This window comes from Gardnerella pickettii, from assembly GCF_029226345.1.
Taxonomy (GTDB): Bacteria; Actinomycetota; Actinomycetes; order Actinomycetales; family Bifidobacteriaceae; genus Bifidobacterium; species Bifidobacterium piotii.
Map to the genome: position 1 here is coordinate 1,084,583 of NZ_JAKNCU010000001.1, position 26,349 is coordinate 1,110,931.

The window sequence follows — 26,349 nt, forward strand, 5'->3', positions numbered from 1 at the left end:
TTATGCATATTATACAACGCAACTATTTTTATCTGTTTTAATACTTTATTAATATATCTCAACATACATGTTTTACAAATTTATGCACATATGAATCAAATATTTTATGAGAGATTTTATGCAATGTAGCTTACACGTTTTGCCAAAATCACAGATCCTGCAATAAGCAATATAGCCAGAGAGAACATTAATGTTGTTTCAACTTTTACGCCAGTTGTTACTAGATGCCCAACATTAGCACCTAGACGAGCATGGCGTCGTTTTGAATTTTTTGTTCCACTTACATATTGATTATTTGGCTGCGAGTTCTGCTCTACATTAGAGTCGCTTACTTGTTGATTATCTCCATACTGAGAATCTCCCTGTTTAGAATCTCCCGGCTGAGTAGCGCTTTGATGAGTATCAACCTTCTTAGAATCACCTCTCTGAATAGCACCTGATTTAGTAGCTGTATATTTACCTTCCTTGCTATCTTCCTTGCCTTCGACATGCTCAGATTTATGCTGAGAATCCGTATTAACATTACTTTGACCATCTTTTTTATTGTTTTTTTCACTAATTTTATCGTTATTAGCATTACTCTCGCCAGTCGCATCTGCACTTTGATGAACTGTATTATTGGTTCCAGCATCTACTTGCGCACCGAGCGTATTATTATTCGCTCCAGCGTTTACACCAGATTGCGCATTGTTGCCGACTTGCGCTCTGCCAGACTGTGTGCCAGCAACTTCATTCTGCGCACTAGAACCTTGTGTGCCGCCAGGCTTTTCGCTAGAACCACCAGGCTTTTGCACACCAGGCTCACTCTTCACAGGATTCGCATTACCAGACTGCTCTTTTCCAGGCTCCTGCTTACCAGGCTCGTTTTTCCCAGAACCCTGTGTGCTGCCAGACTGAGTATTATTGCCAGCTTGCACACCAGAACCTTGCGGATTTTGAGGATTCTGAGGATTCTGCTTTGAAACAATATTATCTACAACGCCACCACTAGGAGACGTCTTTGGATCAACTTCACTACCCGTAACATTTCCACTACCAGCAGGCTCACCCGATGACTCTCCACTTTTATTACCATTCTTAACATCGCTTGCACCACCATTTTGGCCACTACTTGCGCCGCCATTATTCTGCGTTCCGCCAGGCTGCAAACCGCCAGGCTTTTCGCTAGAACCACCAGGATTATCTTGCTTATCAGGATCTTGCTTACTAGGCTTTTCGCTAGAACCACCAGGCTGCTCTTTTCCAGGATTCACATTACCAGGATCTTGCTTACCAGGCTCCTGCTTACCAGGCTCGCCCTTACCACTAGCATTCTCCGCCTTATTAACAGTCACAGTAACAGGCTTATTTCTATCAAAGAAGCTTCTACTATCTTCGTTATTAAACGACGTCTTAAACTCTTGCGCTCTAGAAGAACCTGGGAATTCATAAACAAAAACATACATTCCACTTTTAGCCGTATTGCCGTCTAAAAGATCGATCATATCTCCAACTTTTTCAGACTTTTCTTTTTTATTCTCAGCACTTCTGTTCTCTTTGTTATCTTCACTGCCCTTGTTATCTTCACTATCGCTATCTTTGCCAGATTCTTTGCCATTAGACTCGTTATGAGTAAGAATTATCTTTCCATTGCCAAGCGTGTAAGTTCCATTACGCAATGGAACATCCCATGAATCTATTTTCTTATGATTTTCGTCTTCTTTAGGCTCTTCTACAGAGCTGGAAACAAGCTTTACCATATTTTCGTTGCTCATTGAACCATCTTTGTTTCCAACCCACCAAAGACGAATGTTCATCTTTGCATCTTTACTAAACCCATAATCGGTATTTCCATCAAATTTTCCGTAGTCTTTTGGAACACCACTAACAACTATCGCATCCGAAACGTCATTTGTATCTTTATTTTTTAGATTCTTAACATGTTCAATCGATATTTTTGCCTTATGCGAAACTGTTGAATTTACGTTTCCAAATTCTTCAACAAACTTTTCTGGAATAAACTCTCTAACGTCGTCTTTTTGATTTCCAGGATCAATAAACCAAACCCACGTTCCAAATAATCCTGCATCATCTTTGTTCACTTTATAAACTTTTGCGCTAGCAAGTTCATCTTTAGATAAGTCACCTTTTGCTTCGTGCGCAACCGCTTTAACTTCTTGATTTTCTCCCGAAAAATAAACATCGGCTGCAGCAACTTGACGAATATTCTTATCTTCTCGTAGTTCCTTTATATACTCTTCTACTTTGTCTTTTTTATTTTCGCGTTTTTTCATAATATCGTTATAAGAACCAACAAAGTAGTATCCTCGAGCACGAACGTCTTTACCACTTACCCACTCATCTTCAGTAGGATTCTTTAGCGACGAAGTAACAGTATCTTCTACAGAATCGCCTACTTTCAACTCTTTTACAGTCGACTTAGAAGAAATCGAAGGCTGGAACTTTCTGTGTGCTCTCTCTGTTAATACATTTGTAAATTCTCTGACTTTTTCATCTTTTGCTACTCGTATTAAAGCTGCTCCATTCCCTATATCTTTTCTTTGCAAATATGGAATGTAGTATTCACCCTTAATTTCTGCTTCACCTTCTCCTGTTGCAACCCAATCAATTCCATACAACGTACTATAAGATCCAATGTAATCTTTAACCTCTTTAACCTGCTTCTTATCTTTTATAAAACGCAACTTATCGCCTACTGCAGTAACTTTAAAATTTATATTTTCATAGCCAGAGGGAACCTTGTTTAGATCAATACCATTCGCATCAATAACTACTCTACCGTGCTTAGAATAGTAGGTAGCATAAGGATTAAGTATTTTGAATCCCATACTGTTAGGCGTTTTTTTGCTTACTTCATTCCACAGTTTTTCGGCATTTTCCTTTAAGTTGGGCGCACCATCAAATCCCCTACGCTTCGCTTCTTCCCACCCGCGTTTATCTTCATCATAATGTTCATGAATTAAATATGCTGCAGCCTCCATTTGGGATGTAAAATCATTTTCAATAGAAGACTTAGCTATTCTTGCTGTGATTTCATTAATATTGTTAACATCAAGCGGAATATCTCTCCAATCGGAATCAGCTTTTACAGTTGATCCCGTATTAATGCAAAATACGTAATTACCATCTTCATCTTTTTTTACAATTTTTCTGCTCGGACTCACTTTTGAACAGGCATCACTATACGTATAGTATTGAGCAAAAATATCTGCAGAAGCAGCATTTATTGCGCCATTCCCAACAACAATTGCAATAGTCGCCAGCAACGCTGTCAGTAAAGAGAACATTCGCGTGCGCTTATTGCGTAAAAAGATTGGAATCCCTTTACATCCATGTTTTCCCATATCAACTCCTTAAAACGTTGTTTTCTCTAACGTGACAAACGTTTTTGCTAGCCACGATGAACGAAAAATTCGCTCATGCTCTAACTATGATTTAGGAATTTCAATCTGTAAATAAAAAACTTTCAATGTGGTTAAAGGCTATTTTAGAGGGTAGTTATCCACATTGTTATACACAATTGTGCACAATTACACACAGTAGTGGTGGTTGCTGGCGATTCGCGTTTATAGGGTTATAGGAATATGTTGCAATCAGAAAAACAGGGGTTATAGGCCAAAAATAGCAACCATGGTGCTATTTACAAAATCAAAACAAAAAAGCTCTAAACCGCTGATTTTTCAACGATTTAGAGCTAGAATCGCGGAGTCAGAGAGATTCGAACTCTCGAGCCGCTTACGCGACTAACACCTTAGCAGGGTGCCCCTATCGGCCACTCAGGCATGACTCCACTTTGTAACTATTCAAGATAGCAACAGATTCAGACTATATCACCTCTTGAGGACGTGCACAATGCTTAAGCGACACACCAAACGCGCAAAAGTGCATTTAATAGCAAAACAGCAAGATTTATGCGGGATTGTGATCTCCCGAAAATGTAATCACAACAGCCAACATAACTAAAGCCATTCCGCAAACGTCAATCAACGTTGGCATTTCACCAAATCCCATGCCAACAAGCGCCGCAATCGCAGGATAAAGCGCTTGCATAACTGAATATCTTGCAGAAGACACACGCTTTAGCAAAACCTGGTCTAAAAGCGTTGGAATAAAAGACGCGCAAATCGCAATAACAACCATTAATCCAAGAAGTTTCAAAGATCCATAAGGCTGAGCAGCCCAAGTTGCACTCGATTTAGGATGCACAACATGCAAAATTGCAGGGATTCCAAGAACACTCGACTGCAAAAGCCAACCAATTAAAATAGCTATACTAACTCTGTCAATTGCATTAGAACCTCTTGCAAGCATACGCCCAGATACAATGTACATTCCCCACATTGATCCGCCAATAAGAATTGCCACTAATCCAACAAGAAAATGCGGACTTTCGTTAGAATGCATAGACGCGCTTGCAAGAAGCACAATTCCGCAAGCCGCAATAACAATACCAACGCGCTCACGCCATGTTTTACCAGTTATAACAGCAACCATTAAAGGCCCTACAAACTCAATAGTTACAGCCACCCCCACAGCCATGCAACTAATAGCTAAATAAAACATTGTGTTCATAAGAACAACAGAAATGCCTACAGCAACAACAATTGCCCATTCTTTTAACGTTTTAGGAAGAGAGTTGCGAGCGCGCTTTTTACGCGAAAAAGGTCTTCTCCAAGCAAGCAAAAACAAAGACATAAACCCAACGCGATACCACACAGAATATAGCGGATCGAGCTGGCTAAACGCGACTTTTGCTATAGACGTTGCTAGATAGACCGTTGCAGCTTCTGCAACAACGATTAGCAAAACAGGCATGCGATTTAGCGCGTTTACTATGATTTGTTTCATAAAGCATACCCTACACGGCAGTAGTTATATTTGCCAGTAGTTATTTTGCGTATTTTACACTTATTTTTCGTAAACTTATTGCGACACGCTATTGTACAAAATCGAACGTTTGTTCTACTATAAATTCATGAGCACAGCACCGCGAGTTAATGCAGCTAAACGCGATTGGGGGCGCAATGCGTCTGGCTGCACAATACTTCATATCGATATGGATGCATTTTATGCATCACTCGAGGCGGCGCGTAATCCTAGGTTACTTGGCAAACCTGTGATTATTGGTACAGGCTCGCGCTCCGTAGTTTCGGCAGCCAGCTACGAAGCACGTAAGTATGGCGTGAATTCCGCTATGCCTACAGCGCAAGCACGAAGATTGTGCCCTAATGGCATTTTCTTGTCGGTAGATATGCCATATTACGTTTCCATTTCATCTAGGATTTTTAAGGAGGTCTTTTCAAAGATCACAGATAAAGTTGAACAGGTTTCTGTAGACGAGTGTTACATGGACGTTAGCTCAGCGTTATTACGCTGGAAAACGCCCATCGCCATAGGCGAGTGGATAAGAAGCGAAGTCGCGCGCAAGTTTCACATCACTTGCTCTGTGGGGATTGCATCAAATAAGCTGATCGCAAAAATGGCGTCAACGAACGCAAAGCCAAATGGAATGTTGATTATCCCCCAAAATCGCAATGCCGACTTTGTTTCAATAATGCCATTACGAGCAATACCAGGAATTGGACCTGCGCTTGCTAAAAAACTAGCTACGTGGGGAATAAACAGCATTGAGATGCTTAGAGGTGTAGATGAGAAGACTTTGAAACGAGTTGCTGGGTCTAAAGTTCTTGCGCGAATGCTTTATAACACTTCGCGCGGAATTGACACACGGCAAGTAACGCCCCACGTTCCAGAAAAATCCATTGGTACAGAAAGCACTCTTGATAAAGACACCACGGATATTGCAGCAGTGAAAAACCTGATCAGGCACTGCTGCAACGAAGTGGCACAAGAATTACGCAATCGCAACACAATGGCAAAAACGGTAACGCTAAAATTGCGATTTAGCGATTTGCACTATGCAACAAGATGCAAAACATTAAGAAACGTAACCGATTGCGCACCAGAGTTATACAAGCATGCTTGCGATTTACTAGAATCGGTAAATCCAACAGTTCATGACCATAAATTAGGCGGAAGTCATGTCTGTTTACTAAGCTCCGTTAGGCTTGCTGGCGTTAGCGTAAGCAATCTTGTAGATAAAAGCAAAGCGCTTGTTCAGCCTACGATTAGCGACATCTTAGAAGAGAACGAAAGAGAAAACACCATAAGTGGTATGCGTAAAAATTCAACAGAAATTGCGCAAAACGCAATAAAAAATACGCATGCAAGAATAAGTCACGCAGAACACGTATTAGATGCAGTAAGAAAAAAGTATGGTAAAGATGCTGCTCAAATGGGCATTTAAGCATCTTTTTTAGGAAGAGCAGCTACGCGATCTTCATCCCAGCCAGATGGGCCAGCTTCTTGCGCTCCGCCTAAATCGCCAAGTTTGTTAAAGTATTCCACAGCAGCGTCTTTATACCATTCCCACTCTTCTGGAACATCGTCTTCGTAAAAGATGGCTTCTACTGGGCATGCAGGCTCGCATGCACCGCAATCAACGCATTCGTTAGGGTTTATGTAAAGCGTACGATCGCCTTCGTAAATGCAATCAACAGGGCACTCGTCAACACACGCTTTATCTTTAACGTCAACGCACGGTTCTGCAATAACGTAAGGCATAACAAACGCCCCCTTTCACACTCAAAAATAAACTAACTCTTCTATTATAGTTCACGTTACGAGTGCAAAACGCATTGAGTCGGCATACGTAATCGCATACCGACTCAATACAGTTAAATTAACGTCTCAAGAAATCAACGTCTCAAAGCAAAAGCCTATTGAGCATCTTCTTGAGCAGACCCAACAGTCGCCTCTTGAGCCACCTCTTGAGCAGCTTCAGCTCGCGCTTGGTCTTCCGACTCGCCTTCCGCAACTTTTTCTGCAGCAGCAGCATCTTGTGCAAACAAGGTTTCTACTGGAACGCCAAGCTTCTTAGCTTTACGAATTTGCCTTCCAAGCAAAGAGTTGCGGTAAGAATAGCCAAAGTACACAGTAAAGCCGATTGCAAGCCAGATTGCAAAACGAATCCATGTAAGCACAGAAAGGTTTAGCATAAGCCAGAATGTAGAAAGCGCGGCGAAAATTGGCAGAACTGGATTCCATGGAACCATAAAGGATCGATGCAAATCAGGCCTACGCATACGCATAATCGGAACACCTGCAGAAACAAGCAAGAACGCAGAAAGCGTACCAATATTCACCATATCGGAAAGAATTCCAATATCTAATGTAGAAGCGATTATTGCCACAACAACGCCAGAAACAATCTGAATGCGTGCAGGAATTCCTCGCTTGCTAACCTTAGAGAAGCTACGTGGAAGCAAACCATCTCGGCTAACAGCAAACACAATACGCGTAAGGCCCAAAAGAAGAACCATAACAACAGTTGTTAAGCCGATTACAATGCCAAGAGAAATAATCTTAGCAGCCCAAGTTGCACCTACAAGCTCAAAGCTAGTAGAAAGCGAAGGAGCCTCTTGCTTAGCCAAATCCTTGTAAGAGACCATACCAGTTGTAACAACAGCAACAAGAATGTAAAGAACAGTCACAATCAAAAGACCAAGACCAATGCCCCTAGGAATGTTCTTGTGTGGGTCTTTAGTTTCTTCTGCCGTAGTTGCAACAACGTCGAATCCAATGAATGCAAAGAATACAAGTGCTGCGCCAGAAAGAATACCCGTAACGCCGTAAACAGCTGGCTGCATGCCAGTAATCCACTGCCAGAGCGGCTGGCTCATAGTGCCAGAAACGTGAATACCCTTAACGCTAGCAACGTCTGTTGCAGGTGGAACAAATGGAGTGAAGTTAGACGCCTTAATGTAGAAGAATCCAACAACAACAACAAACAGAACAATACCAATCTTCAAGATTGTTAAAGCACCGTCAAAACGAGCAGAAAGCTTTGTTCCAACAACAAGCATAATCGTAAAGAACGCAACAATAACTACTGGAGCAAGATCAAAAGTAAAACCGCCAATATTTACCGAAGTAGATACGTTAAGACCAAACAAGTGCATTAAATCGTTAAGATAAACGCCCCAATATTTGGCTATAACAGATCCTGCCATAAGCATTTCCAGAATCATATCCCAGCCAATAATCCAAGCAACAAGCTCGCCAACTGTTGTATACGTAAAGGTGTATGCAGATCCTGCAACAGGAATCATCGAAGCAAACTCCGCGTAGCACATTGCAGCCGTTCCGCAAACGATTCCAGCAATAATAAAGCTAATAATCACTGCAGGACCTGCGTGGAATGCTGCTGCTTGAGCGCCAACGGAGAAGATTCCAGCGCCAACAGCAACAGCTACGCCCATAACTGCCAAATCCCAAGCATTTAATGTACGCTTAAGATGGCGATCACCATCCATTGTTTCTGCAATAGTCTGTTCAACAGACTTTTTTCTCCATATTTGCATAATCCAACCTTCTCTAAAACTACGTCTAAAACATTCCATATAAGGGTATATATGTTATAAATCGCAAAAAATACGGTTCAACTCGCATTAATCGTCATCAAACAATAATTTTTACGATATTAAAAGAGCATAGTACTTTGTCTAGCGGAAAATCACAACACAAATCGCAATTTATTATGTTAAATTATGCTAAATTTGTGTTAACAATTGTCCTAACAATCCGCACTAACGCCGATTAAAACAGGCTCTGGAACAAGTTTTACACCAAACGAATCGTAAACACCATCTATGATTTTGCGCGCCAAATCAACAATATCCGAGCACTTTGCACAACTGCGATTAGTCAACGCCAAAGTGTGTAAAGAAGATAATCCAGCTTTACTTTTTATGCCATCGCTTTGCGTAAGTCTAAATCCCCTGTGGAATCCAGCATGGTCAATAAGCCAAGCTGCAGAAGTCTTAACTCCTTTAGACCCATCTGGCAAAGTGGCGTCAAATCGCGGAGCATCTTCTGGGAGCAAATCTGCTTGAGATTTAGTCAAAATCGGATTCATAAAGAAGCTTCCGCAACTATGGCGATCCGCATACTTGGAATCGCCCTCTTGCAAATCACCACAAACATAGTCTTCATTTTGAAGCCTAATAGAAGACTCAACACCGTTTTCGCTTTTTGCGTAGCACATCCACTTATTTGCGTAGCGCATAGCATCTTCGAGCATGCCCTTAGATGCTCTAACGCGCAAAACTTCGCGACGAATCTTAGACGTTTCCATCCTATCTCCAACTTGTACGCCAAGCGCGTGAGCAAGCTGCGAATGAGCCACAACACCTGTTTTTGAATGCTTTAAGCAAAAAGTAACAGATAAAACAACGTATCTAGGCGTTGGGAAGAAGCAATCAGCAGCAACACCAGGAGCCTTATACATGCTTTGCTTAAGAACAGACGTGCGATAGCCAAATTTAAGATCCGCAAGATTCATATAAAAAGTGGTTTTGTCTTTACGATCCCAAACTTCTACAGAATCAACACTTTGTGATACTTCCGCACCGTATGCGCCAATGTTTTGTACCACAGACGCACCAACAGTTCCAGGAATCCCAGATAACGCTTCTACGCCTTGCAATCCAAGCTCAATAGTGTGAGACACAAAATCATCCCAATTGCAGCCAGCCTCTGCACTAACGTGAACCAAAAAATCTCCGCTAGTTTTATCAACGCCGTCTATGCCAGGAGCTGCCTCATCTAAAACGCAAATCTCACGACGAGCATCACGCACAACAACTCCGTTAAACGGTTCGTCGCTTACAAGCATGTTAGACCCGCCGCCAATAACACAAAGCGGCAATCCAGCGCAATCTGCGTCTTCTACAGCTTCAATAACAGCCACTCTGCTAGTAGGCTCTACAAAACGAGCAATAGAGCCTCCAACGCCGATTGTTGTAAGATTTGCAAAAGTTGGATTATCAGATTCCAATAAGGATGATTGCATACTCATACGACTAATCCTAACAGCAATAAATAACAAAAAACCCCGCAAAACGCGGGGTAATAAAGCTATAAAACTTCGCCGAAGTTCACGCTTTTAGCGAGTCTCGCGATGGAGAGTGTGCTTGCCGCAGCGTGGGCAGAACTTGCTCAACTCAAGGCGATCAGGCGTATTACGACGATTCTTCGTCGTGATGTAATTACGCTCCTTGCACTCCGTGCATGCAAGCGTAATGCCTGGACGGATGTCTGCGCTCTTACTTGCCATTTTGTTCACCTCTAGAATATTGTATGTTGACCAACTCCTGCTGGCCATTGTAGCGAGGAAGAGACTCGAACTCTTGACCTTACGATTATGAGTCGTACGCTCTAGCCAGCTGAGCTACCCCGCCAGAGAGCCTCGAGTGAGAATCGGACTCACGACCTCTTCCTTACCAAGGAAGTGCTCTACCACTGAGCTATCGAGGCGTGGCGGGTAGTGGATTTGAACCACTGAAGCACGAAGCAACTGATTTACAGTCAGTCCCATTTGGCCGCTCTGGTAACCCGCCAACGTAACCGCGCGGAGAAGAACATCTCCAAACGGCAACTTTGTTATTTTGCCACGAACGCGCGACTAATGCAAGTTCAAGACACGCCGAAAGCAAAAATCACATCTAAATGCATCTAAAAAATGCGATTATTTATATGCTATTTATATGCCTTTAAGCGATTATTAAGCAATTATTTAAGCGAAAAACCATCTTTCTTTAAAGACTCACACACTTTAAGTACGCGATTATTTGCCTCAGTCTCCGCAATCGTAATGCGAATACCTTCTCCAGCAAACGCGCGCACAGAAAGACCTGCATCAACAAAACGTTGATTAGCTCGCTCTGTATCTTCACCAAACGGCATCCAGAAGAAGTTTGCGTATGGCTCGGCAACATTCCACCCTTGCTCACGCAAACCGCTTACAACGCGCGCACGCTCCTTAACAAGCGCATCTACGCGATTTCGCATTTCTACAAGCGCTTCATTCTCCAAAGACGCAAGAGCTGCAACTTGTGCAATTTGGCTTACACCAAACGGAACAGCTACTTTTCGCATGCCTTCTACAACATCTGCTGCAGCAATAGCGTATCCAATACGCAAACCAGCCAATCCGTAGGCTTTAGAGAATGTTTGAGCAACAACAACGTTTGGATATTCGCGGTAAAGTTGCATGCCATCTGCCGTTCCCTTTGCGTTGTTAAATTGCACGTAAGCTTCGTCAATAAGCACTAAAACGTTGCTTGGAACAGCATCCAGCACTCGTCTAGCTTCCTCGTCTGAAAGCGATGCAGACGTTGGATTGTTTGGATTGTTCAAAATAACAAGACGAGTGCGCTCATTAATCGCATCAATCATTGCGTCCACATCGTGCGACCCATCTGCACGATTAGGGATTTTAACGCTTGTAGCGCCAGCACCCGTAACAATAATCGGGTACGCTTCAAAGCTTCTCCACGGGTATATGACTTCGTCTCCAGAGCCTGCAACAAGATTTACAAGTTGCGTAATAACCTCTGTAGAGCCGCATCCAAGAACAACCTCTTCTGGAGTAACGTTAAACTTTTTAGCTAACTCTTCTACGACTTCTGTTCCGCGCATGTTTGGATAACGATTAATAACACCAAGCGCACGGCTAGAAATGGCGCTTTTCACACTTTCTAACGGCTCAAATGGGTTTTCGTTGCTAGAAATCTTATACGCACGAATGCCATCTAATGCGGGCGCTGGTTTACCCTGCTTGTAATTTGGCAAAGTATCTAAAATACTGCGATGTTTGTAATCCATGATTTTATAATAGTCGCGTCTTAAACAAATTAAATAAATTATTAGACGTATTAAAACAAATCAGACACACTAAACGATTAAACAAAAACGCTGAAAACAGCGGTAAACCGTCATTTTCAGCGCTAAATAGCTTTATATTACTTGACTAATACAAGTGATTAACCAAGTGATTAACCAAAATCAGCCAAGGATTGCAAGAACGTCACGAGACGAAACGATTAAGTAATCTTCGCCTTCGTAATGAACTTCTGTGCCACCATACTTGGAGTAAAGAATCTTGTCTCCAGGCTTAACATCCATAGGGATGCGCTCGCCCTTATCGTCTCTGCGGCCTGGGCCAACAGCCAAAACCTCTCCCTGCTGTGGCTTTTCCTTAGCATTATCTGGAATGTACAAGCCAGAAGCAGTTTGAGTTTCTGCCTGAGCTTGCTTAACAATAATCTTATCTTCCAAAGGTGTGAGCTTAATCGACACTTCGGTACCTCTTTCTAGAGAAATGTAACCTTTGCGCGAATAATGTTGACGAGGCTGACGATCACGTCAAAACTATCGAGCACTGAACCTTATAATAGCGCGTTTTTAGCACTCTACCAACTAGAGTGCTAAAATTTTAGAAAATTTTTACAAACTTTAAGCAGCGCGACGAGCCAAAACATCCCTTAAATCGGCTTTACCAAGCGAGTCTTTTGTGCTAACTGGAGGCTCTACAGTAACTTCAGATACTTCAGAGACTTTGCTTGAATCGAAAGCCGCCGCCGATTCGTTTGAATCGTCTGTTGAAATCGCTTTAGTAACTTGCTTAGTAGACTTTATTTCCAAGCTTTGCGGACCCGCATTTTTGCCATTAGCACCAAAATCACTAGAATCATCGCCAAACGAGAACGATATAAGATCTTGGTTAGAGTTGGAGATATCGACTTGCGAGCGCGCATCATTAGCAGCGGAAAAATCGCCAGCAACCGCGCTTTTTGCCACCTCTTGCCTATTTGCTCCTGCTAAAGCCATGCTTATATCTCGCTGTTGCATAACTGAAGTCTCTGTGTTGTCTGGATTGCTGGAATTGTCTAAATTCTCAACATGCTCAACAACTGAGTTTACGGCAGCGTCAAAAATTGGCTCCACAACAGAATCATTAAAAGCTGCAGAACGCTTGTTATACAAAGCAACTTTTGCTTCCCACTTGCGCGCTTGCTTAGCAGCCATAGAACCAAAGTAGAGAACAGTGCAAACAGCAGCAAGAGGAATGATTGCAAACCACGCACTATAAAGGCCAGAAAGACCAGCAACAAACACAACAAGAGTTAAAAACGTTAGAGAAAGCACCAACGCACGGCGACGGCGGATTGCTGCACGGCGAAGCGCGCGAATACGAGCAACATGTTCAGGCGTAAAAACACCATTAAACTGCTTAGCGCACTTATGTTTATTAGCATTCACGCCATTGCGACTGGACTTGCCATTATTAGGCTTTGTATTCGCTTGCATCTTCGACGGCTGCACGCCAACCCCTTTCGCCATCGTGCCGCTACACGCGTGGAAAAGCGAATCACTGCTATAATCCACAATGTGCAACGAAGGTGAATACCTATCTTCGCTGTGTTCCAGCATTGACTTCATGCTGTTTTCAGTGCGTTTAGGCAACCAACCAAACATTAAGGTTACGATGATGATCAATACTGTTAACGCGCTCACCGATTCATAACCCATACGTACAAATATAAAGTGCATTAAGGATGTAAAGGCTAAAAATAAGTCGGCGTGTCGGATTTTTTGCGATTGTTTCGCAAAATTTTACAAACAAAAAGCGTTTACGATTAGCGATTAGCCGCTTTAACGAGGCGGTATTATGAGCTAGGATATGTGATGGAATTATAGATTGGAGGAACCGTTGCCTACTTATCATTACCGTTGCAAGCAATGCGGATATGATTTTTCACAACATCAATCGTTTGAGGATGAGCCAATTACCGTGTGCCCAAAGTGCGGAAAGCAAGAAGTTCGTAAGGTTTTTAGCGCACCACCAATCAGCTTTAAGGGTAGCGGATTTTACCGCACCGATAAGTAACGTGCAAATAACCCATTAAAATTTGTGCATATGTGCATAAGTGAAAAAATATGACGCAACTTATGTGTGTATGTGAATAAATTGAAACTTTATAACGCCACTTATGTGCTTATGTGCGTAAGTGGCGTTTATTTTGCTACGCATGTGTGCGTATGTTAGTAATCACTTATATTGATATATGTTGATATGTGGATTAATACCAATCAAAAATGGCTATTTATGTGCATATGTGCGTAAGTAACTATTAAACTTCATCAAAAATGTTTATATGTGAATAAAATCCTCATAAAATCCCCATCTAAGCTAGCCTTTAACCACATTGCACAAAAAAGCTTGCAAAAGCGCTCCGCGTGATAAATGATGCTTATATGAGTACATCATTTTTACTAAAAACAGTTGGCTACAACACGGAAAACAAGGCGCCAGTAGAGCTTATAAAGCGCAGAAAAAGGGCGCAAACCTTAAACATGCTTTCAATATTTTTTATAAGTGTTGCAACATTGTTTTCAATACACCTTATTTCAACGTTTCAAGCTACTCAAAGTGTGCCAGTAGCCGTTAGAAACATAGCAAAAGGCAGCGTAATTAAGCAAAGCGACTTGCATTACGTTAATGTTCCTAAAAGTAGCGTTTTTAACAATGTTCTTAACTACACTTCTATAAGCAATTCCACTAAAAACGCGATTATTGCTGCATGCAACATTAAATACGGAACGCCGATTTTTAGCAACCAAGTTACAAAGCAAACAAAAATTCCGCCTGGTTTTACAACGATTTCGGTGAATCTTGCAAGCAGCAGCGCCAGCCTTGCGCCAGGAGACGTTATTTCTATAGCGTTTAGCAAAGTTCCAAATAGCTCAAATACAGCCAATCATTCAACAAATCCAGCACAAATAGAAACATCTAGCGACGCCAGTTTTCCCGATAACATTACTTTGCAAGACAAAAACGTTTCGCTTGTTCACAACGTAATCGTTGTTAACGTAAACAATTCTGCGCAAAGCGCACTGCTGGCAATGCCAGCAGAAAACGCGTTGCAAATCATAAACACGCAGGCGATTATTCCAAACCTTGCAGTTATAGCTGTGCAAAACTAGCGAACAATAAAGAAACTTATGCCGCTATGCAAAGTTTATCTGCCGCGCTCGCTAAAAACTGCCCAATGAGGAGGAAGCTCGCCAAGAATACGATTATCGTCGTCTTTTGCGCGCTGCTCAATCGTTTGAGCATCACCTGGCTCTTGTTTTACGCCATCCGCGTCGAAAAGCTCCGAACCTTTACGAACCACGCGCGAATGCCCCCTAGAACACCTGCGATTAGCGTTGTAATCACTCATTGCTGCTCGCCGCTTTTATAAAGCTCGCCAATTCTAGAAACAATTCGCTCAACTTCTTTTTCGGGATTAACGAATGCTCCAACGCTCCAAACATTCATAACCGACCAGCCAAGATACTCCAAATCTTGAGCTAGTACGCGATTGCGCTCACGAGTAGACTCAATGCTCATAAAACGCGCATCGTCTGTTAGAACAGCCAAAGCAAACGGCTTATTTGGCAAGCCAACAACAAGAGGAATGCTATGATCTTCACTAAAACCGTAGTTTACTGCAACATTAAGGCCGCGAGAGCGAATTCGTTCTGCCAAATCAGCAAACAAAACGTTGCTAAAGCCGTTTGCGGAAAAATCGCCAGCAGCTTGCGATTTTGCAGCTTCGCCCGCGTCAGCAGAATCAGCAGTATCGCCAGAATCACCAGTATCGCCAGCAACCGCTGCATTTGCTGCATTTACTGCATCAACTGGATTATCGTCCAAATTCTGCGCCCAAGTAAGCAAATCCTTAAGAAGCTTAGGTCCGTCTTGATGCAAACGATCATCTTCCATATCGCTAGACTTAAATGCGCAAACAATGTCCAAGTTTCTGCGAGCCAAAGCCAAGGAGTCAAGAAGCATGGACTTTCCGCCTTCTTCTTCCAAAACTCCAAACTGCTGCAAAAGCCTTCCGTGCGAAGTCTTTGCATAGCACAGCGAAAGAATAACATCCGTTGCGTATGCACCAACAGCCTCGTTTACGCTTACAAGTCGAACATGTCTAAGGAATCTACCCATGTTTTCGTCTTTAACAGCCAACGCCTTAAGCTCCGCACCAAGCCTGTTTCTAAACACGCTTGTAAGAGTCACAACTGCAAGCACGTAGCTAGAAGGAACAATGCTAAAAGTCTTAGCGCGCTGCTTAATCAAAGACACAACTTCATCAATCTCGCGCTGGCTGCTTTCAATAAGACCCGTTGCCATAACTGGAACGCCAGCGGCTTCTACTTGATGAAGCTTAACCTTGCCTTGCATTTTTTCTACAGGAACATCGTGTCTAAGCAATCCGTAGCCATGATTTTCAAGGAAATCAGCAAGATACGTGGATCGCCTGGTTGCTCGCGACTTAACGCAAATAGTAGGCAAAACACTAATAAGGTCACTTACGCTTTGCGAGCTAACAGTTTGCTTGTGCGCAATAACAACGGCTTGGCGTGCGCGCGCAAGAATGCTAAGCAGCTCAATGTTGTTAATATGCTCTGCAGAATCAATGATTACAACGTCTACAATCGGCTTAAACTCAGTCATCATAGTTAAAGTAGACGGCATTGCAACCAGAATCGGCTTAGCAGCAAGCAGCAAATCTGGGTAAGAGTTCATCAACTTAGCAAAAGTTACACCCGAACCATTGCTTGCAAGAGCAGTGTGAAGCTGATTTGCCTCTTGAGAACGCGCAAAAAGCAAGTCGCAAAGCTTTTTAAGTGCTTCTTGCTGAACCATTGGTCCTACAGAACGCACATGCTCTGTGTCTACTTGAACAAAACGATCAGAAGCGTCTTGCAACGCGGAACCGTCTTGATTAGATATAATCTCGGAAGAATTAACAATATCTTCAAAAACGGTAGTCCACCAAGCTAGATGAAGCTCGCCATCTAAAGCCTGGCCCGTAACTTTACGCCTACGCAAATCACAAACAAGATCTTCTAAACCAACGCCGCGCAATTCGCGCTCAATAACACACCTACCTGGTAGCGTATCTAAGGATTCGCGACTATCGTGCAAGGCTTGCAAGCGCTCGTCAAGCTTAGTAAACTCAATGTTTTCAAGGTCTGCACCAAGGCGCGTTGTAGAAAGCACAGCGTTAAGCGCTACAAGATTACGGTCTAAAAGCTCCTGCGTACTAACGATTTCGTCTAGCTTAGGAGGCAATACTGGCCAACCGCCATGAGGCACAAAAGTACGCCATTGCGCAGCTTGCGCGGCAACAATCTTTAATGCTTCGTGAAGATCGTCTACCTTTGCGCCAACACGCAAAAGGCTGCGCGCTTCTTTAATATGATGCCTGCGCTCCCAAAAGCCCATTGGCGTGCCTTCGCGCTTGCGAACAGCCTTCGGCTTGCTCGCTTCAATCATTGCGTTAAGATCGCGCTCAAAAATATCTGGCTGGAAAACGTCTAAAACGCGGCGAAGATTCTTTAGAACCGTAACCTGCCTACCCCATTCTCGCGCCGTAGAAGGAATAGGGAAACCGCAATTTTGCACAGTTGACTTAACGTGCTCGCGCGCGGCTGGCAAAAGCTTTGTAAGAACGTCTACAACGCGCTGATACACTGTTACAGCCTCGTTCTCGCTAAACAGCGAAGCACCAAACCACGGCGTATCTTCGGCATTAGTAGTAAATTCGCCAAGAGAATCTGCCTCGTGCAGCTTTTGCGCCCACTCGTCTAAATGACCAGAAAGCGAGCGCGCAGCATCTACACTAAGACGAACATGCGTGCAAGGATGAGTAGGCAGCATGGCGATTCCTGCAAGATTTTGCATCGTCTGATAAGCGGAGACACCCCATCGCTCGTTTACTCCGTGCAAATCTCCCAAGTAGCGGTTTAATCGCGTTTTAACGCCAACAAGCTCGTCGCAAACTTGCTCAAAGCGGCTAGAAGCAACGCTTTGGCGAGACCCAACGGCCGCTATAAGCTGCGCATCAACGTGCTTTGCAAGATGCGAATCCGAAACGTCTAGCGAAAGAGAAGAAATCTCATTTGCGCTAAGAGCGTGGCGGAATCGGCGCTGCTGCTCCATAACGTTTGGAACGTACAAAACGGACTTTCCTGCAAGAACGCAGCGCGAAGAGATCGCAGATGCGATTAAAGCGGAATCACATCCAGCATCTGCGTCTATTGCCAAAGAAGCGCCATTTGCCGCCATTCCTGCAGCGTATCGCACAGCGTTACTAACGTCACCAACTTCGTATTCGTAGTGTGGGTCTGCATCTAGTGGAGAATAGTCGGAAGTAGCTTTTGCGCCCAGCGATTCAACGGCAATATCATCTCCCGCAATCGCATCAATCATTGTATTTCCAACGTTCCCAAGCTTAAGCGCACGTAAAATCTGGCCGCTTTCTGCTAAGAATCTAGATCCCGAGTCCGTAAAACAACCGAGCACAATATCTCGCTCAATGTCGAAATCTGGGAAGACTCTTTGCGCAGCAGCACAAATCGCGTCAAAAACTGCAGATGTTTCTGGTGTGCCGCTCTGGTAGTTTGCACCATCAAAAAGCGCGTCTTCGCTAAGGTGCACGCCTCTTTCTTGCAGCCTAAGAACAAGAGCGTGGTTTAGGCGAACGTTTCCCGAAAAGTAAATCGTTGCAGCCGTCTCGTCTTTTCCAGCTTCTCGCAAAACGCGTACTGGGTATGTTAAAACTGGCACATGATTTCCACTCCAAGACGCAACTCCAACAACAAGCGAAAGCTCCGAAACGCCATTTTCGTGCGCCTTGTTGTCTCTGTCTTCAAAAACTCTGTCTAGCCTTCTACCTGCCGCGCGCAGCATTCCCGAATCGCGGAAAAGCGCTTGAAGAGTGGCCTTCCCACTGGCAAAAAGCTGGGCGATTCCCGAAGGATGCGCGTGAGTCAACTCTAGTTGCGCACAAAGTTTTGTTATGTCTTCTAGCGGAGAAGGAGCAAGCTGCGACTTGTATTTTTCATACCATTTGTTCATGCGCTCGAGTTTCTCGGCGCGCAAAGATTGTGCAGATTGGCGAGGCGCAGCCTGGTCTGGCTTATCTGGTTGATCTGAAAGATTTTGCTGATTTTGCTGGCTTAACTGACTTGCCTGGCCTTGCTGGCTGTGCATAAAGTCATTTTGATTATCGCTCATACTACTCAACTCCCTTATTTACAAGCCGATTGCATTGCGATACGCGCTGTATCCGCTATTTTGCGCCAACGCTTGATCCACGTCTGCGTTCCCCTGCGCCGAAAGCCACGCATACAAATCGTCGTACAAATTTGTGTTCATTGCCAAGAATGGCAGTAACTCTTGGTACTTTGCCATCTCAAATTGCTCGGCAAAATCGTCTGTTTTTTGCGCTTCTTCCGATGTAAATCCTCCAGCAGAAACCACTTCTTTGCGAGCGCTAAATTCGCCATTTGAAACTTTTTCAAACACGGATCCTGGCTCAAAAGCTGGTGTAAATTGCGCGGAATCGCTTGCTATGGCAGCGCTTGCATCACTTACATCGTTTGCATCATTAACGCTATTAACAGCATCTGCAGAATCATTGTATTGCACTTCTTCTTGGGCATAATTTTGAGCAACACCTTGAGCAACACTTTGATCTTGAGCAACATCTTGCATATCTGATTGAACGCTTGCTTGCAAATCCTCTTTATAATCTTCTTTAGAATCCGCTTGAGATTCTACATTCTGACTATTTGTTGCATAGTTGCTATTCGACAAATCACTATTCGACAAATCACTATTCGACAAATCACTATTCGACAAATCACTATTAGACGAATCGCTAGCAGCATCATTATTAGCAGCATCGTCAAATAAATTGCGCGGTTCCACAGGGGAAGCAAACTCATCTCGAACAACAGGCAAAACAACTTGACCTGCAATAACAGGCTTAATTTGCTCCGCAACGCTTTCTGCAACACTTGCAGCATCTATAACACTTGCAACATCTTCAACGCTTGAAGTCGCAGAAGAAGGCACAGCAGAAGTCGCAGCCGAAGTTGAATTATCATCCGAATCAGCACCAGCATCCGCCGCCGAAGCACTACCAAGATCATCTGCAGCAGCAGCATCATTAAGCCGCTTTTGACTATCCCAAACCAAATCAGGCCTAGAAACCGACTGCGCATGAAACACGCCCGTTGGCTCACCAGCGCGAATGTCAAGAATATCATCTACCGACAAATCCGCCGCATCTGGCTCCTTAATATCATTATCTGGAGCATAAGAGAATAAATCGCGCACTGGCTGCGCACTCGCATCGCTTCCTTGCGGCGCTTTTTCTTCAATGCGCACAAAATCAACTGGAACGTCGCCAAATTGCATGCGAACAATGCTGTCTGGCATGTGAAAATCAACGCCTGGGTCTAGTCGCAGCAAATCACCGCTTTCGCTAACCAAGTAAGTTCCGTTTGTAGAGTTTAAATCGCGAATAGTAGCCGCGCCGCTCGCATCAACAATAAAAAGCGCGTGCCTTTTAGACATAGAGCGCTTATTGTCTACAACGTCTACACGCATAAAACCATCTTCACGCAAAGGGCGTATAGGCTTCCTGCCAATTTCTACAGACCGACCCGCACCAACGCGTGCCTGCTCCACTCCACCTACCGTAATCATCCAGCGCTGCAAGGTTTGTTGAACACTCACGGAACCTGCTCCCTTCAAAAAACACACTACACACTATTGTGTCATGCTTTGTGTATATTGCGCTAAATGCTAATCAAATGCTTAGCGTGCAAATCAAACCTGCCGCGCTTTCTTTTAACATCCGCAACAACCATAGTCGCAAGAATCACCGCGCACCCAACAAGCGCAATAACAAACAGCGTCATCCAAAGCGGCCACTGCAGCTTGTCGTCTGGCGCCTTAACAAGATCTGGCAACACGCGATACCCCGTTACCAGCAGCCTTTGCGTATTAACACCATACGGCGTGCAAGTGAGCAAAGTCACCAAATCACGCCCCTTCTCGCGCTGCAACAAGCTGATGTCATTTGGTTCTACAACGCTAATGCGAAACACCTTGTATCGCAGCGTCTCGCCTTGAATATCCAAATAGAAAAAATCGCCTTTTTTAAGGTAGATTAAGTCGTCAAACATAGTCGCATGCGGCAAACCCGTATGCGCAGTAATAACAGAATGCCTATTTTTGCCGCCAACTGGTAAATCCGTGCCATATAGGTGACCCGCACCGTACGCTAAAACATCCTGCGAACTGCCGTGATAAATAGGAAGTTTTACACCAATCTTTGGGATTTTTACGATTCCCATAATGCCCATTGGCTCATCCAGCACGCTACTGTACTTTTTATACTCGGGTGTTTTCTTAAAATCTTCCGTTCCGTTATACGGATCCGCCGTAAAAATCGCGCTGCGATGCGCGTTATACTTGCGAGCCTTTTCTAAGCTAATTGCACGCGCATCTTTAGGCTGCTCGCGGCTAAGCTTGTCGTAAATGGCAGAAAGCTGTTTAGACGCGTGATTATTCCACAGCGTTGACGCCACTGGGTACGTAAAACATAGGATTGCGGCGACTGCCAAGACAACTGGCTCTAGCGCTCGACGCAAAGGTCTTTTCTTTTTCTTAGCCTTCATTCCTCCTCCAATGCGCGAATCTACTTGCATGGGCGCTTTGACTGAGCTTGAAATTGCATAACGCATTTCAAGCTCCTTCAAAGCGTGATTTGGCTCAAATGTAAAGTCCAGTGGACTTTACATGCCAAATCAGCCTTACGGCTACTAATAGCCGTAAGGAATAGCGCTCAGACCGCGCGAACGGCACGACCTGCCTTGTAGTGCGTTTGTACCAAAAAACACCGAAATCAAATACAAACGCACTACAAAAAATGAACAGAATATTGAACAAAAAGCAGCAAAAGCGCAAATATGCGCGAGTCTAGGGCTTACATACAAACCCTAGACTCACACACTTTACTTTTAGACTACTAGATTACTGAAGCAGCTACTTTGCAAAAGCGCATCAGGCTTTTGCCTGCTCCTCTTCCTTGCGATTGCACATGTAGAGGAACACGCTTGCTGCAATCAAGCCCATGCCAGCAAGCGCGAAAATAATCACGCCAGTAGCACCAGTTGCAGGAAGGTTGAACCATGTACCAAATGTGTTCTTCTTTGTGTTAGAGAAGTCAACAATCTTGAGCTTGCCTTCTTCTACATTCACAGCCTTAACTTCTGGCAAACGAATGTAGCCTTCTGGAGCTTTAACCTCAACAAGGTAAATGTTTGTGCCAGCTTGAACCTTAACAGCCGCCTTCAATTTACCAGTAGTTTCTTGAGTTGTAGCCTCTTCGCCCTTAAACGTAGAAGAAGCAGCACTGCATTCGGCGATATTATCTGCATCCTTACTTGCGTCGACAAGTTTCTCAGCGCAAGCGTTCGCTTTCTCTTCAGTGTTGAAAAGTCTGAACTCAGCACCAGGAAGGCCAGTCCTATCTTTCTTGCCTTCGTCTGCAGCATCGTACTTGAACACGTCGAACCAGCCATACTTGACTTTAGAAGTACCGCCGTCATCATCTCCAGACACGATTGGGTCTGGATTTGGCGTGCCCTTAGGACTTGCTTGGAAGTAACCAGACTTATTTACGACTTCGTTCTTGCCGTTTTGCTCTGTTGAAGTTGTGTCAGTAGGAGCAGTACCTTTCTGGTAATCCTCACTAAGATCGAGCTTAATAGCAACGTTTACCTTAGGGTCTTGGCCGTTGGTAATGCCATTCAGCTTATCAGCAATCTTCTTCAAACCAGCGTCGGTGAACTTAACTAAGATACGGTTTCTGGTAGATTCAAGATTCTTGCCGCCTTCTTCAGAACTAGTTTTCACGATAGAAACGGTATAATCATCGGTCGCAGTAAGTCCAGCATCATCACCATCGCCAATCTTCACAGACTCAACAGCGCTGCTGGCATCCGTTGGTGACGCAAATGCAGCAGTAGGAAAATCATCAAACACAGCAAATCCATTAAGATCATCTGCGCTCAAAGTGCCAGACTTGGTACGGTTTACAGAAGCGCTAATCGTGTAGTAAAGCGTCTTATCTTTTGCAAGAACAGAGTTGTGATCTTTGCCGTCGTCTAGTTTCTTGGTAAATGTCTTAGAAATATCCTTGTTCTTTGGGTTGATTGTTGGATTCCAGTTGTAAGGGTTAGTCTTATTAGCAGGCTCAATCAAAGGCATTGTTATGTAGAACTCGGTCATATCCGCAGCACCATACCCCGCAGGAGGAGTTTCAACAACCTTGTACAAGCCCTCTGGAAGATTCTCGAACGTTGTAGTGTTGTTACTCACTGTAGAAGTAGGATTTGAATTATCAAACGTAAGATTTGCGCTAGCCTCATCACCACGATTCAGCGCACCGACTATGCCAGCAATCTTGGACCAGGTTTCGAATTTAGTGTAATCAAGATCAACGCCACCAATCTTGGTAACCTTTTTAAGCGTAAATGTTGCGCCATTAAGAGCTTCGCCCTTGTGGTGACCCTCGCCATCTACAGCATCTGCGTACTTAAACTTGTTAATCGTTAATGTACCTGTTTTATCTTGTTTCTTACCCCACGGAGAGTTATCGGCAGGGGCTTGAACAGGTCCAGGCTTAGGCACACCCCACGCAACGCTTGCCATTGTTACGGCGCCAGCAACGCACAGCGTGCCAGCCATCGCGAGCGACGCAACAGCCGCAACGCACTTTCTTGTTAGTTTATTCATATTATCTCCTTTACTCGATGCTTCTAAGAGCAGTTGAGTTAAGTTGTTTTGTTTTTGTGTTTGTTACTGTGTGTTTGTTTTAGTACCGATTTAGCACTTGTTTACGTACTTACTCGATACTTGTTTGTGTTTGTGTGTTTGTTTTGTTTTTTGACTACCTGAAATATCTTCTGGAATATCTTGGTTTAGTTAATCTAATTATGTTTTTATTTTTGCTACGCGCACTGCACTAATACGCGAGCACAACTTGATTACGTAGGCAGCTTTCACATTAGCATCGCCGACTTTCGTAAAGCAGCTTTCTGCATGCTTCACTTTGACTTGCCACAAATCCTGCGGCAAGCACGCTCACCATTACGGCAGCTACAGCACCCAGCTGCAAGTTCCAATTCTGACCGCCCGTGTGCGGCAGAGTGAAATCTTCTGGCACGTGAATTTTAAAAGCTAACTGCGCAAAGTCTTTGTTGGCTGTTAGATTCGCACCCTTAAAAGAGGTAGATATTTTCTCTGGCGTTACGTCTGTTTTAGTTGCTTCGTCATTGAACTTATTAAGCGCATCTGGTTTTTTAAGCGCATACACAACGCATTTATAATCGCCAGCTTCAGTTGACTTAAACATAGCGCTAGCGTAAGTCCTAGCCGCAAACTTGGTAGTAGCTCCATCAGGAATGCAAGACTGCTCTCCTTCGCTTGAAGTACATTTAATTTGACTATTATCTGGGAAATTAAAGCCAAGCCTGCTTGGATCTACCCATTTTGTATACTTAAGATCTGTGTTGGATTGTATTGACTTAGTGCCAGAGCCGCCTGCATCGCTTGCGTCACTTTCTTTCGGCTTCTCGCCTTTGGAGCACAATATTTTAAGGTTGATTTCTTTTTGAGAATCCGCCTCAGATGTGGCTTCAATAAACGGCTTAAGCTCCATTCCCTTCATAACAGAAACAGTGCTGTTATTGCCTAAAGCCGAAGGAGCGGCCGCAGACGCGCCACCAGCAGCAGAGCCAGAACCAGCATCATTGCTCTTAAACGGATACACGTTCAGCTTAAGATCTCCATCTTTAACCTCAAGCTGCTTCTTTTTCTTCGACTTAAAAACAATCTTAATAGTCTTATAGTCCCAGTCGATGGTTTTTTGCTTAGAAAGCGAAGCTTTGCATTGATCTTCATTTCCGAACTCGTCTTTAGCGCCAGCAGCTGTACAAAAAGCCATCGCTGGATCTTCGAAGATAGACTGTAGTTTACTATCATCAAGATTTTCAGTGTTTGATTTAAATAGATTTACATAGCTACCAACTGAAGTTTTAAGTGGAGTAAAATCAGCATCATTAAAAGCAAACACTTTGCACGTAAAATCACCAACATCTGTAGGCGTGCCAACAATCCAGCTTTGCGAGCGCTCCGTAAAAGTATCATTTTCATACACTGTAAAGTCTTTAGCTGATTCTTCACCTGGGCGATCGCCTAAAGCATAATCCCACTGCTTTTGGAATGTGTAGCCTTCAACGCTTCCATCATCTTCATCGAGTAGTGTTGCATCGTTTGTATTTCTAAGCTTCAAACCATCAACATTATTTAAGGTATAGCCAGTCCTTTGGTCGTCTTTATGGCAAATCATGCGATGATAAATAGGATTTGGCTTTTTAGCAGATGTAGTGTCAATAAAAATCGGAGTTATTGAGCTAAAGCTTCCATTTTCATTCGAAGTAAAAGTAACACCGTCCGTGTCTTGCACTTCGGAACGACCTTTAGAGTCCTGGTGATTGTAAACCTTTAGAGATAAGTCTCCTTTGGTGCCGTCTATAGAAGCAATCGAAAATGAAAGTCTTATTACAGATTTAACACATTTTGTGCCACCAGTAGGGCAATCAAAATTAGTAGTGTACGAGCCATCCGAATACGTCACTTTTACATGCGCATAATATTTCGATTCCTTCATCCACTTATTGGCATACACTGTAATTTTGCCAGTAGTTGGGTCTACAGTAACAAGACCATTATTTTCTGTTTTTTTATGTTTTTCGTTAAGAAATTCCTCTAGCTCAAATTTTGTAACGAAATCTTCATAGTTTACTTTTTTAGATTTTCCTTTTAACGGCTTAAAAGTCGGCTCTACATAGAATTCTTTACCGCGTTCAGATACTACAGTTTTCTTATCACTATCTTTGCTAAAATGAGGCTCGTACTTGACTTTATAGCATTTTGCGAGAGATCCAGCCTTTTGGCACTCTTGTGTGCCATTGGCAGCGAGAGTGTTGACCAAAGCACGATTTTGGCGACGCGACTTATTTGCAAGCTCTGATTTTTTAGCGTCTTTTGCAACGTCGTTAACAACGCCCTTTTTAATAACATCTTTATTAAGATTCTTATTTGCGCCTTCTACATCATTGTTTGGCTGATTCGTTGAGTCAACATTTTGTGCTCTGCTTGCACTAGAGCCGTCTGGTTTAATAGAAGGTTGCGGATTTTTAGGCTCATCGGTATTAGATTCTTTAGCACCGTCTTTTACACTAGCACCATCTTCTACGACAGCACCGCCTTTTGCATCTGCTTCATTACTTGATGCAGTCTTAGGCTCAGGATTTTCGCTCTTAGCTTGCGACTGAGTTTGCTCCTGATTAGATTCATTTTGCGAGCTAGCGCCCATAGAGGCGGATGGCATAATCATAAAAGTAGCAAGAATAGTAGCAACAACAAAAAGCGCAACAATCGCACGGCGAGCGCACGCAGTTTTAGCGCAAATTGAGCGCAATAATCGAAGGAAATGGCCACCGCAATGTAAATTACGCATCGGCACA

18 protein-coding genes and 4 tRNA genes are annotated in these 26,349 nt (G+C 43.6%); 3 read left to right on the forward strand and 19 right to left on the reverse strand.

Annotation, left to right across the window (positions count from 1 at the left end; translation table 11 throughout):
• Positions 1-116: 116 nt before the first annotated feature.
• The 3 genes from MAF46_RS04330 to MAF46_RS04340 form a co-directional block, all read right to left on the reverse strand.
• A complete protein-coding gene (locus MAF46_RS04330) occupies positions 117-3,344 on the reverse strand; it encodes a dermokine domain-containing protein (protein ID WP_060785858.1) in 3,228 nt (1,075 codons plus the stop codon).
• Positions 3,345-3,703: 359 nt separating this feature from the next.
• A tRNA-Ser gene (locus MAF46_RS04335) sits at positions 3,704-3,790 on the reverse strand.
• Positions 3,791-3,909: 119 nt separating this feature from the next.
• Positions 3,910-4,848 (reverse strand): EamA family transporter, encoded by a 939-nt coding sequence (locus MAF46_RS04340; protein ID WP_060785857.1) that lies wholly within the window; start codon positions 4,846-4,848, stop codon positions 3,910-3,912.
• A 127-nt stretch (positions 4,849-4,975) separates the two neighbouring features.
• Here MAF46_RS04340 and dinB point away from each other — a divergent pair, with 127 nt between their 5' ends.
• Entirely contained in the window at positions 4,976-6,307 is a 1,332-nt protein-coding gene (gene dinB / locus MAF46_RS04345) for a DNA polymerase IV (RefSeq protein WP_060785856.1), read from the forward strand.
• Here dinB and fdxA read toward each other — a convergent pair.
• From fdxA to MAF46_RS04395, 10 genes are all read right to left on the reverse strand, one after another.
• Entirely contained in the window at positions 6,304-6,624 is a 321-nt protein-coding gene (gene fdxA / locus MAF46_RS04350; protein ID WP_004131685.1) for a ferredoxin, read from the reverse strand. The two genes, dinB and fdxA, sit on opposite strands and share 4 nt — an antisense overlap.
• Positions 6,625-6,779: 155 nt before the next feature.
• Positions 6,780-8,423 carry an APC family permease gene (locus MAF46_RS04355; protein ID WP_060785855.1) on the reverse strand — a complete coding sequence of 548 codons (1,644 nt, stop codon included), beginning with the start codon at positions 8,421-8,423 and terminating at the stop codon, positions 6,780-6,782.
• Between the two features lie 212 nt (positions 8,424-8,635).
• A complete protein-coding gene (locus MAF46_RS04360; protein WP_004131683.1) occupies positions 8,636-9,919 on the reverse strand; it encodes an FAD-binding protein in 1,284 nt (427 codons plus the stop codon).
• Between the two features lie 87 nt (positions 9,920-10,006).
• Complete coding sequence (gene rpmG / locus MAF46_RS04365; protein WP_004114322.1) at positions 10,007-10,177, reverse strand: 50S ribosomal protein L33; 171 nt, start codon at positions 10,175-10,177, stop codon at positions 10,007-10,009.
• A 50-nt stretch (positions 10,178-10,227) separates the two neighbouring features.
• Positions 10,228-10,301 (reverse strand) — tRNA-Met (locus tag MAF46_RS04370).
• Positions 10,302-10,305: 4 nt separating this feature from the next.
• Positions 10,306-10,377 (reverse strand) — tRNA-Thr (locus tag MAF46_RS04375).
• Position 10,378: 1 nt separating this feature from the next.
• Positions 10,379-10,460, reverse strand: a tRNA-Tyr gene (locus tag MAF46_RS04380).
• A 172-nt stretch (positions 10,461-10,632) separates the two neighbouring features.
• Positions 10,633-11,727, reverse strand: a complete 1,095-nt coding sequence (hisC, locus tag MAF46_RS04385; RefSeq protein ID WP_060785854.1) for a histidinol-phosphate transaminase — start codon at positions 11,725-11,727, stop codon at positions 10,633-10,635.
• A 180-nt stretch (positions 11,728-11,907) separates the two neighbouring features.
• Entirely contained in the window at positions 11,908-12,201 is a 294-nt protein-coding gene (gene groES, locus MAF46_RS04390; RefSeq protein ID WP_004131681.1) for a co-chaperone GroES, read from the reverse strand.
• Positions 12,202-12,357: 156 nt separating this feature from the next.
• On the reverse strand, positions 12,358-13,434 hold the full coding sequence (locus MAF46_RS04395; protein WP_060785853.1) for a hypothetical protein: 1,077 nt from the start codon (positions 13,432-13,434) through the stop codon (positions 12,358-12,360).
• 181 nt (positions 13,435-13,615) lie between these two features.
• Here MAF46_RS04395 and MAF46_RS04400 point away from each other — a divergent pair, with 181 nt between their 5' ends.
• Positions 13,616-13,792, forward strand: a complete 177-nt coding sequence (locus MAF46_RS04400; RefSeq protein WP_004131679.1) for an FmdB family zinc ribbon protein — start codon at positions 13,616-13,618, stop codon at positions 13,790-13,792.
• Between the two features lie 368 nt (positions 13,793-14,160).
• On the forward strand, positions 14,161-14,889 hold the full coding sequence (locus MAF46_RS04405; RefSeq protein WP_060785852.1) for a CpaB family protein: 729 nt from the start codon (positions 14,161-14,163) through the stop codon (positions 14,887-14,889).
• A gap of 35 nt (positions 14,890-14,924) precedes the next feature.
• On the opposite strand, the gene MAF46_RS04410 is transcribed toward MAF46_RS04405, so the two are convergent.
• The 6 genes from MAF46_RS04410 to MAF46_RS04435 form a co-directional block, all read right to left on the reverse strand.
• On the reverse strand, positions 14,925-15,128 hold the full coding sequence (locus MAF46_RS04410; protein WP_020758721.1) for a hypothetical protein: 204 nt from the start codon (positions 15,126-15,128) through the stop codon (positions 14,925-14,927).
• The gene (locus MAF46_RS04415) at positions 15,125-18,817 is read right to left on the reverse strand and encodes a helicase (RefSeq protein WP_414101632.1); all 3,693 of its coding nucleotides are present in this window, start codon (positions 18,815-18,817) and stop codon (positions 15,125-15,127) included. The genes MAF46_RS04410 and MAF46_RS04415 overlap by 4 nt, the downstream gene beginning before the upstream one ends.
• A gap of 177 nt (positions 18,818-18,994) precedes the next feature.
• Positions 18,995-20,485: an FHA domain-containing protein gene (locus MAF46_RS04420; RefSeq protein WP_275883745.1), complete on the reverse strand. Its 1,491-nt coding sequence runs from the start codon at positions 20,483-20,485 to the stop codon at positions 18,995-18,997.
• 62 nt (positions 20,486-20,547) lie between these two features.
• Positions 20,548-21,462: a class C sortase gene (locus tag MAF46_RS04425; protein WP_230953890.1), complete on the reverse strand. Its 915-nt coding sequence runs from the start codon at positions 21,460-21,462 to the stop codon at positions 20,548-20,550.
• 355 nt (positions 21,463-21,817) lie between these two features.
• A complete protein-coding gene (locus tag MAF46_RS04430) occupies positions 21,818-23,554 on the reverse strand; it encodes a SpaH/EbpB family LPXTG-anchored major pilin (RefSeq protein ID WP_060785850.1) in 1,737 nt (578 codons plus the stop codon).
• Between the two features lie 271 nt (positions 23,555-23,825).
• Positions 23,826-26,342: a Rib/alpha-like domain-containing protein gene (locus MAF46_RS04435; RefSeq protein WP_060785849.1), complete on the reverse strand. Its 2,517-nt coding sequence runs from the start codon at positions 26,340-26,342 to the stop codon at positions 23,826-23,828.
• Between the last annotated feature and the right edge of the window lie 7 nt (positions 26,343-26,349).

What these genes read in the sequence shown, in the direction of transcription:
- MAF46_RS04330 (WP_060785858.1), bottom strand. Translation starts at nt 3,344, where the DNA reads ATGGGAAAACATGGATGTAAAGGGATTCCAATCTTTTTACGCAATAAG.
- MAF46_RS04340 (WP_060785857.1), bottom strand. Translation starts at nt 4,848, where the DNA reads ATGAAACAAATCATAGTAAACGCGCTAAATCGCATGCCTGTTTTGCTA.
- dinB (WP_060785856.1), top strand. Translation starts at nt 4,976, where the DNA reads ATGAGCACAGCACCGCGAGTTAATGCAGCTAAACGCGATTGGGGGCGC.
- fdxA (WP_004131685.1), bottom strand. Translation starts at nt 6,624, where the DNA reads ATGCCTTACGTTATTGCAGAACCGTGCGTTGACGTTAAAGATAAAGCG.
- MAF46_RS04355 (WP_060785855.1), bottom strand. Translation starts at nt 8,423, where the DNA reads ATGCAAATATGGAGAAAAAAGTCTGTTGAACAGACTATTGCAGAAACA.
- MAF46_RS04360 (WP_004131683.1), bottom strand. Translation starts at nt 9,919, where the DNA reads ATGAGTATGCAATCATCCTTATTGGAATCTGATAATCCAACTTTTGCA.
- rpmG (WP_004114322.1), bottom strand. Translation starts at nt 10,177, where the DNA reads ATGGCAAGTAAGAGCGCAGACATCCGTCCAGGCATTACGCTTGCATGC.
- hisC (WP_060785854.1), bottom strand. Translation starts at nt 11,727, where the DNA reads ATGGATTACAAACATCGCAGTATTTTAGATACTTTGCCAAATTACAAG.
- MAF46_RS04395 (WP_060785853.1), bottom strand. Translation starts at nt 13,434, where the DNA reads ATGGGTTATGAATCGGTGAGCGCGTTAACAGTATTGATCATCATCGTA.
- MAF46_RS04405 (WP_060785852.1), top strand. Translation starts at nt 14,161, where the DNA reads ATGAGTACATCATTTTTACTAAAAACAGTTGGCTACAACACGGAAAAC.
- MAF46_RS04410 (WP_020758721.1), bottom strand. Translation starts at nt 15,128, where the DNA reads ATGAGTGATTACAACGCTAATCGCAGGTGTTCTAGGGGGCATTCGCGC.
- MAF46_RS04415 (WP_414101632.1), bottom strand. Translation starts at nt 18,817, where the DNA reads ATGAACAAATGGTATGAAAAATACAAGTCGCAGCTTGCTCCTTCTCCG.
- MAF46_RS04425 (WP_230953890.1), bottom strand. Translation starts at nt 21,462, where the DNA reads ATGCAAGTAGATTCGCGCATTGGAGGAGGAATGAAGGCTAAGAAAAAG.
- MAF46_RS04430 (WP_060785850.1), bottom strand. Translation starts at nt 23,554, where the DNA reads ATGAATAAACTAACAAGAAAGTGCGTTGCGGCTGTTGCGTCGCTCGCG.
- MAF46_RS04435 (WP_060785849.1), bottom strand. Translation starts at nt 26,342, where the DNA reads ATGCGTAATTTACATTGCGGTGGCCATTTCCTTCGATTATTGCGCTCA.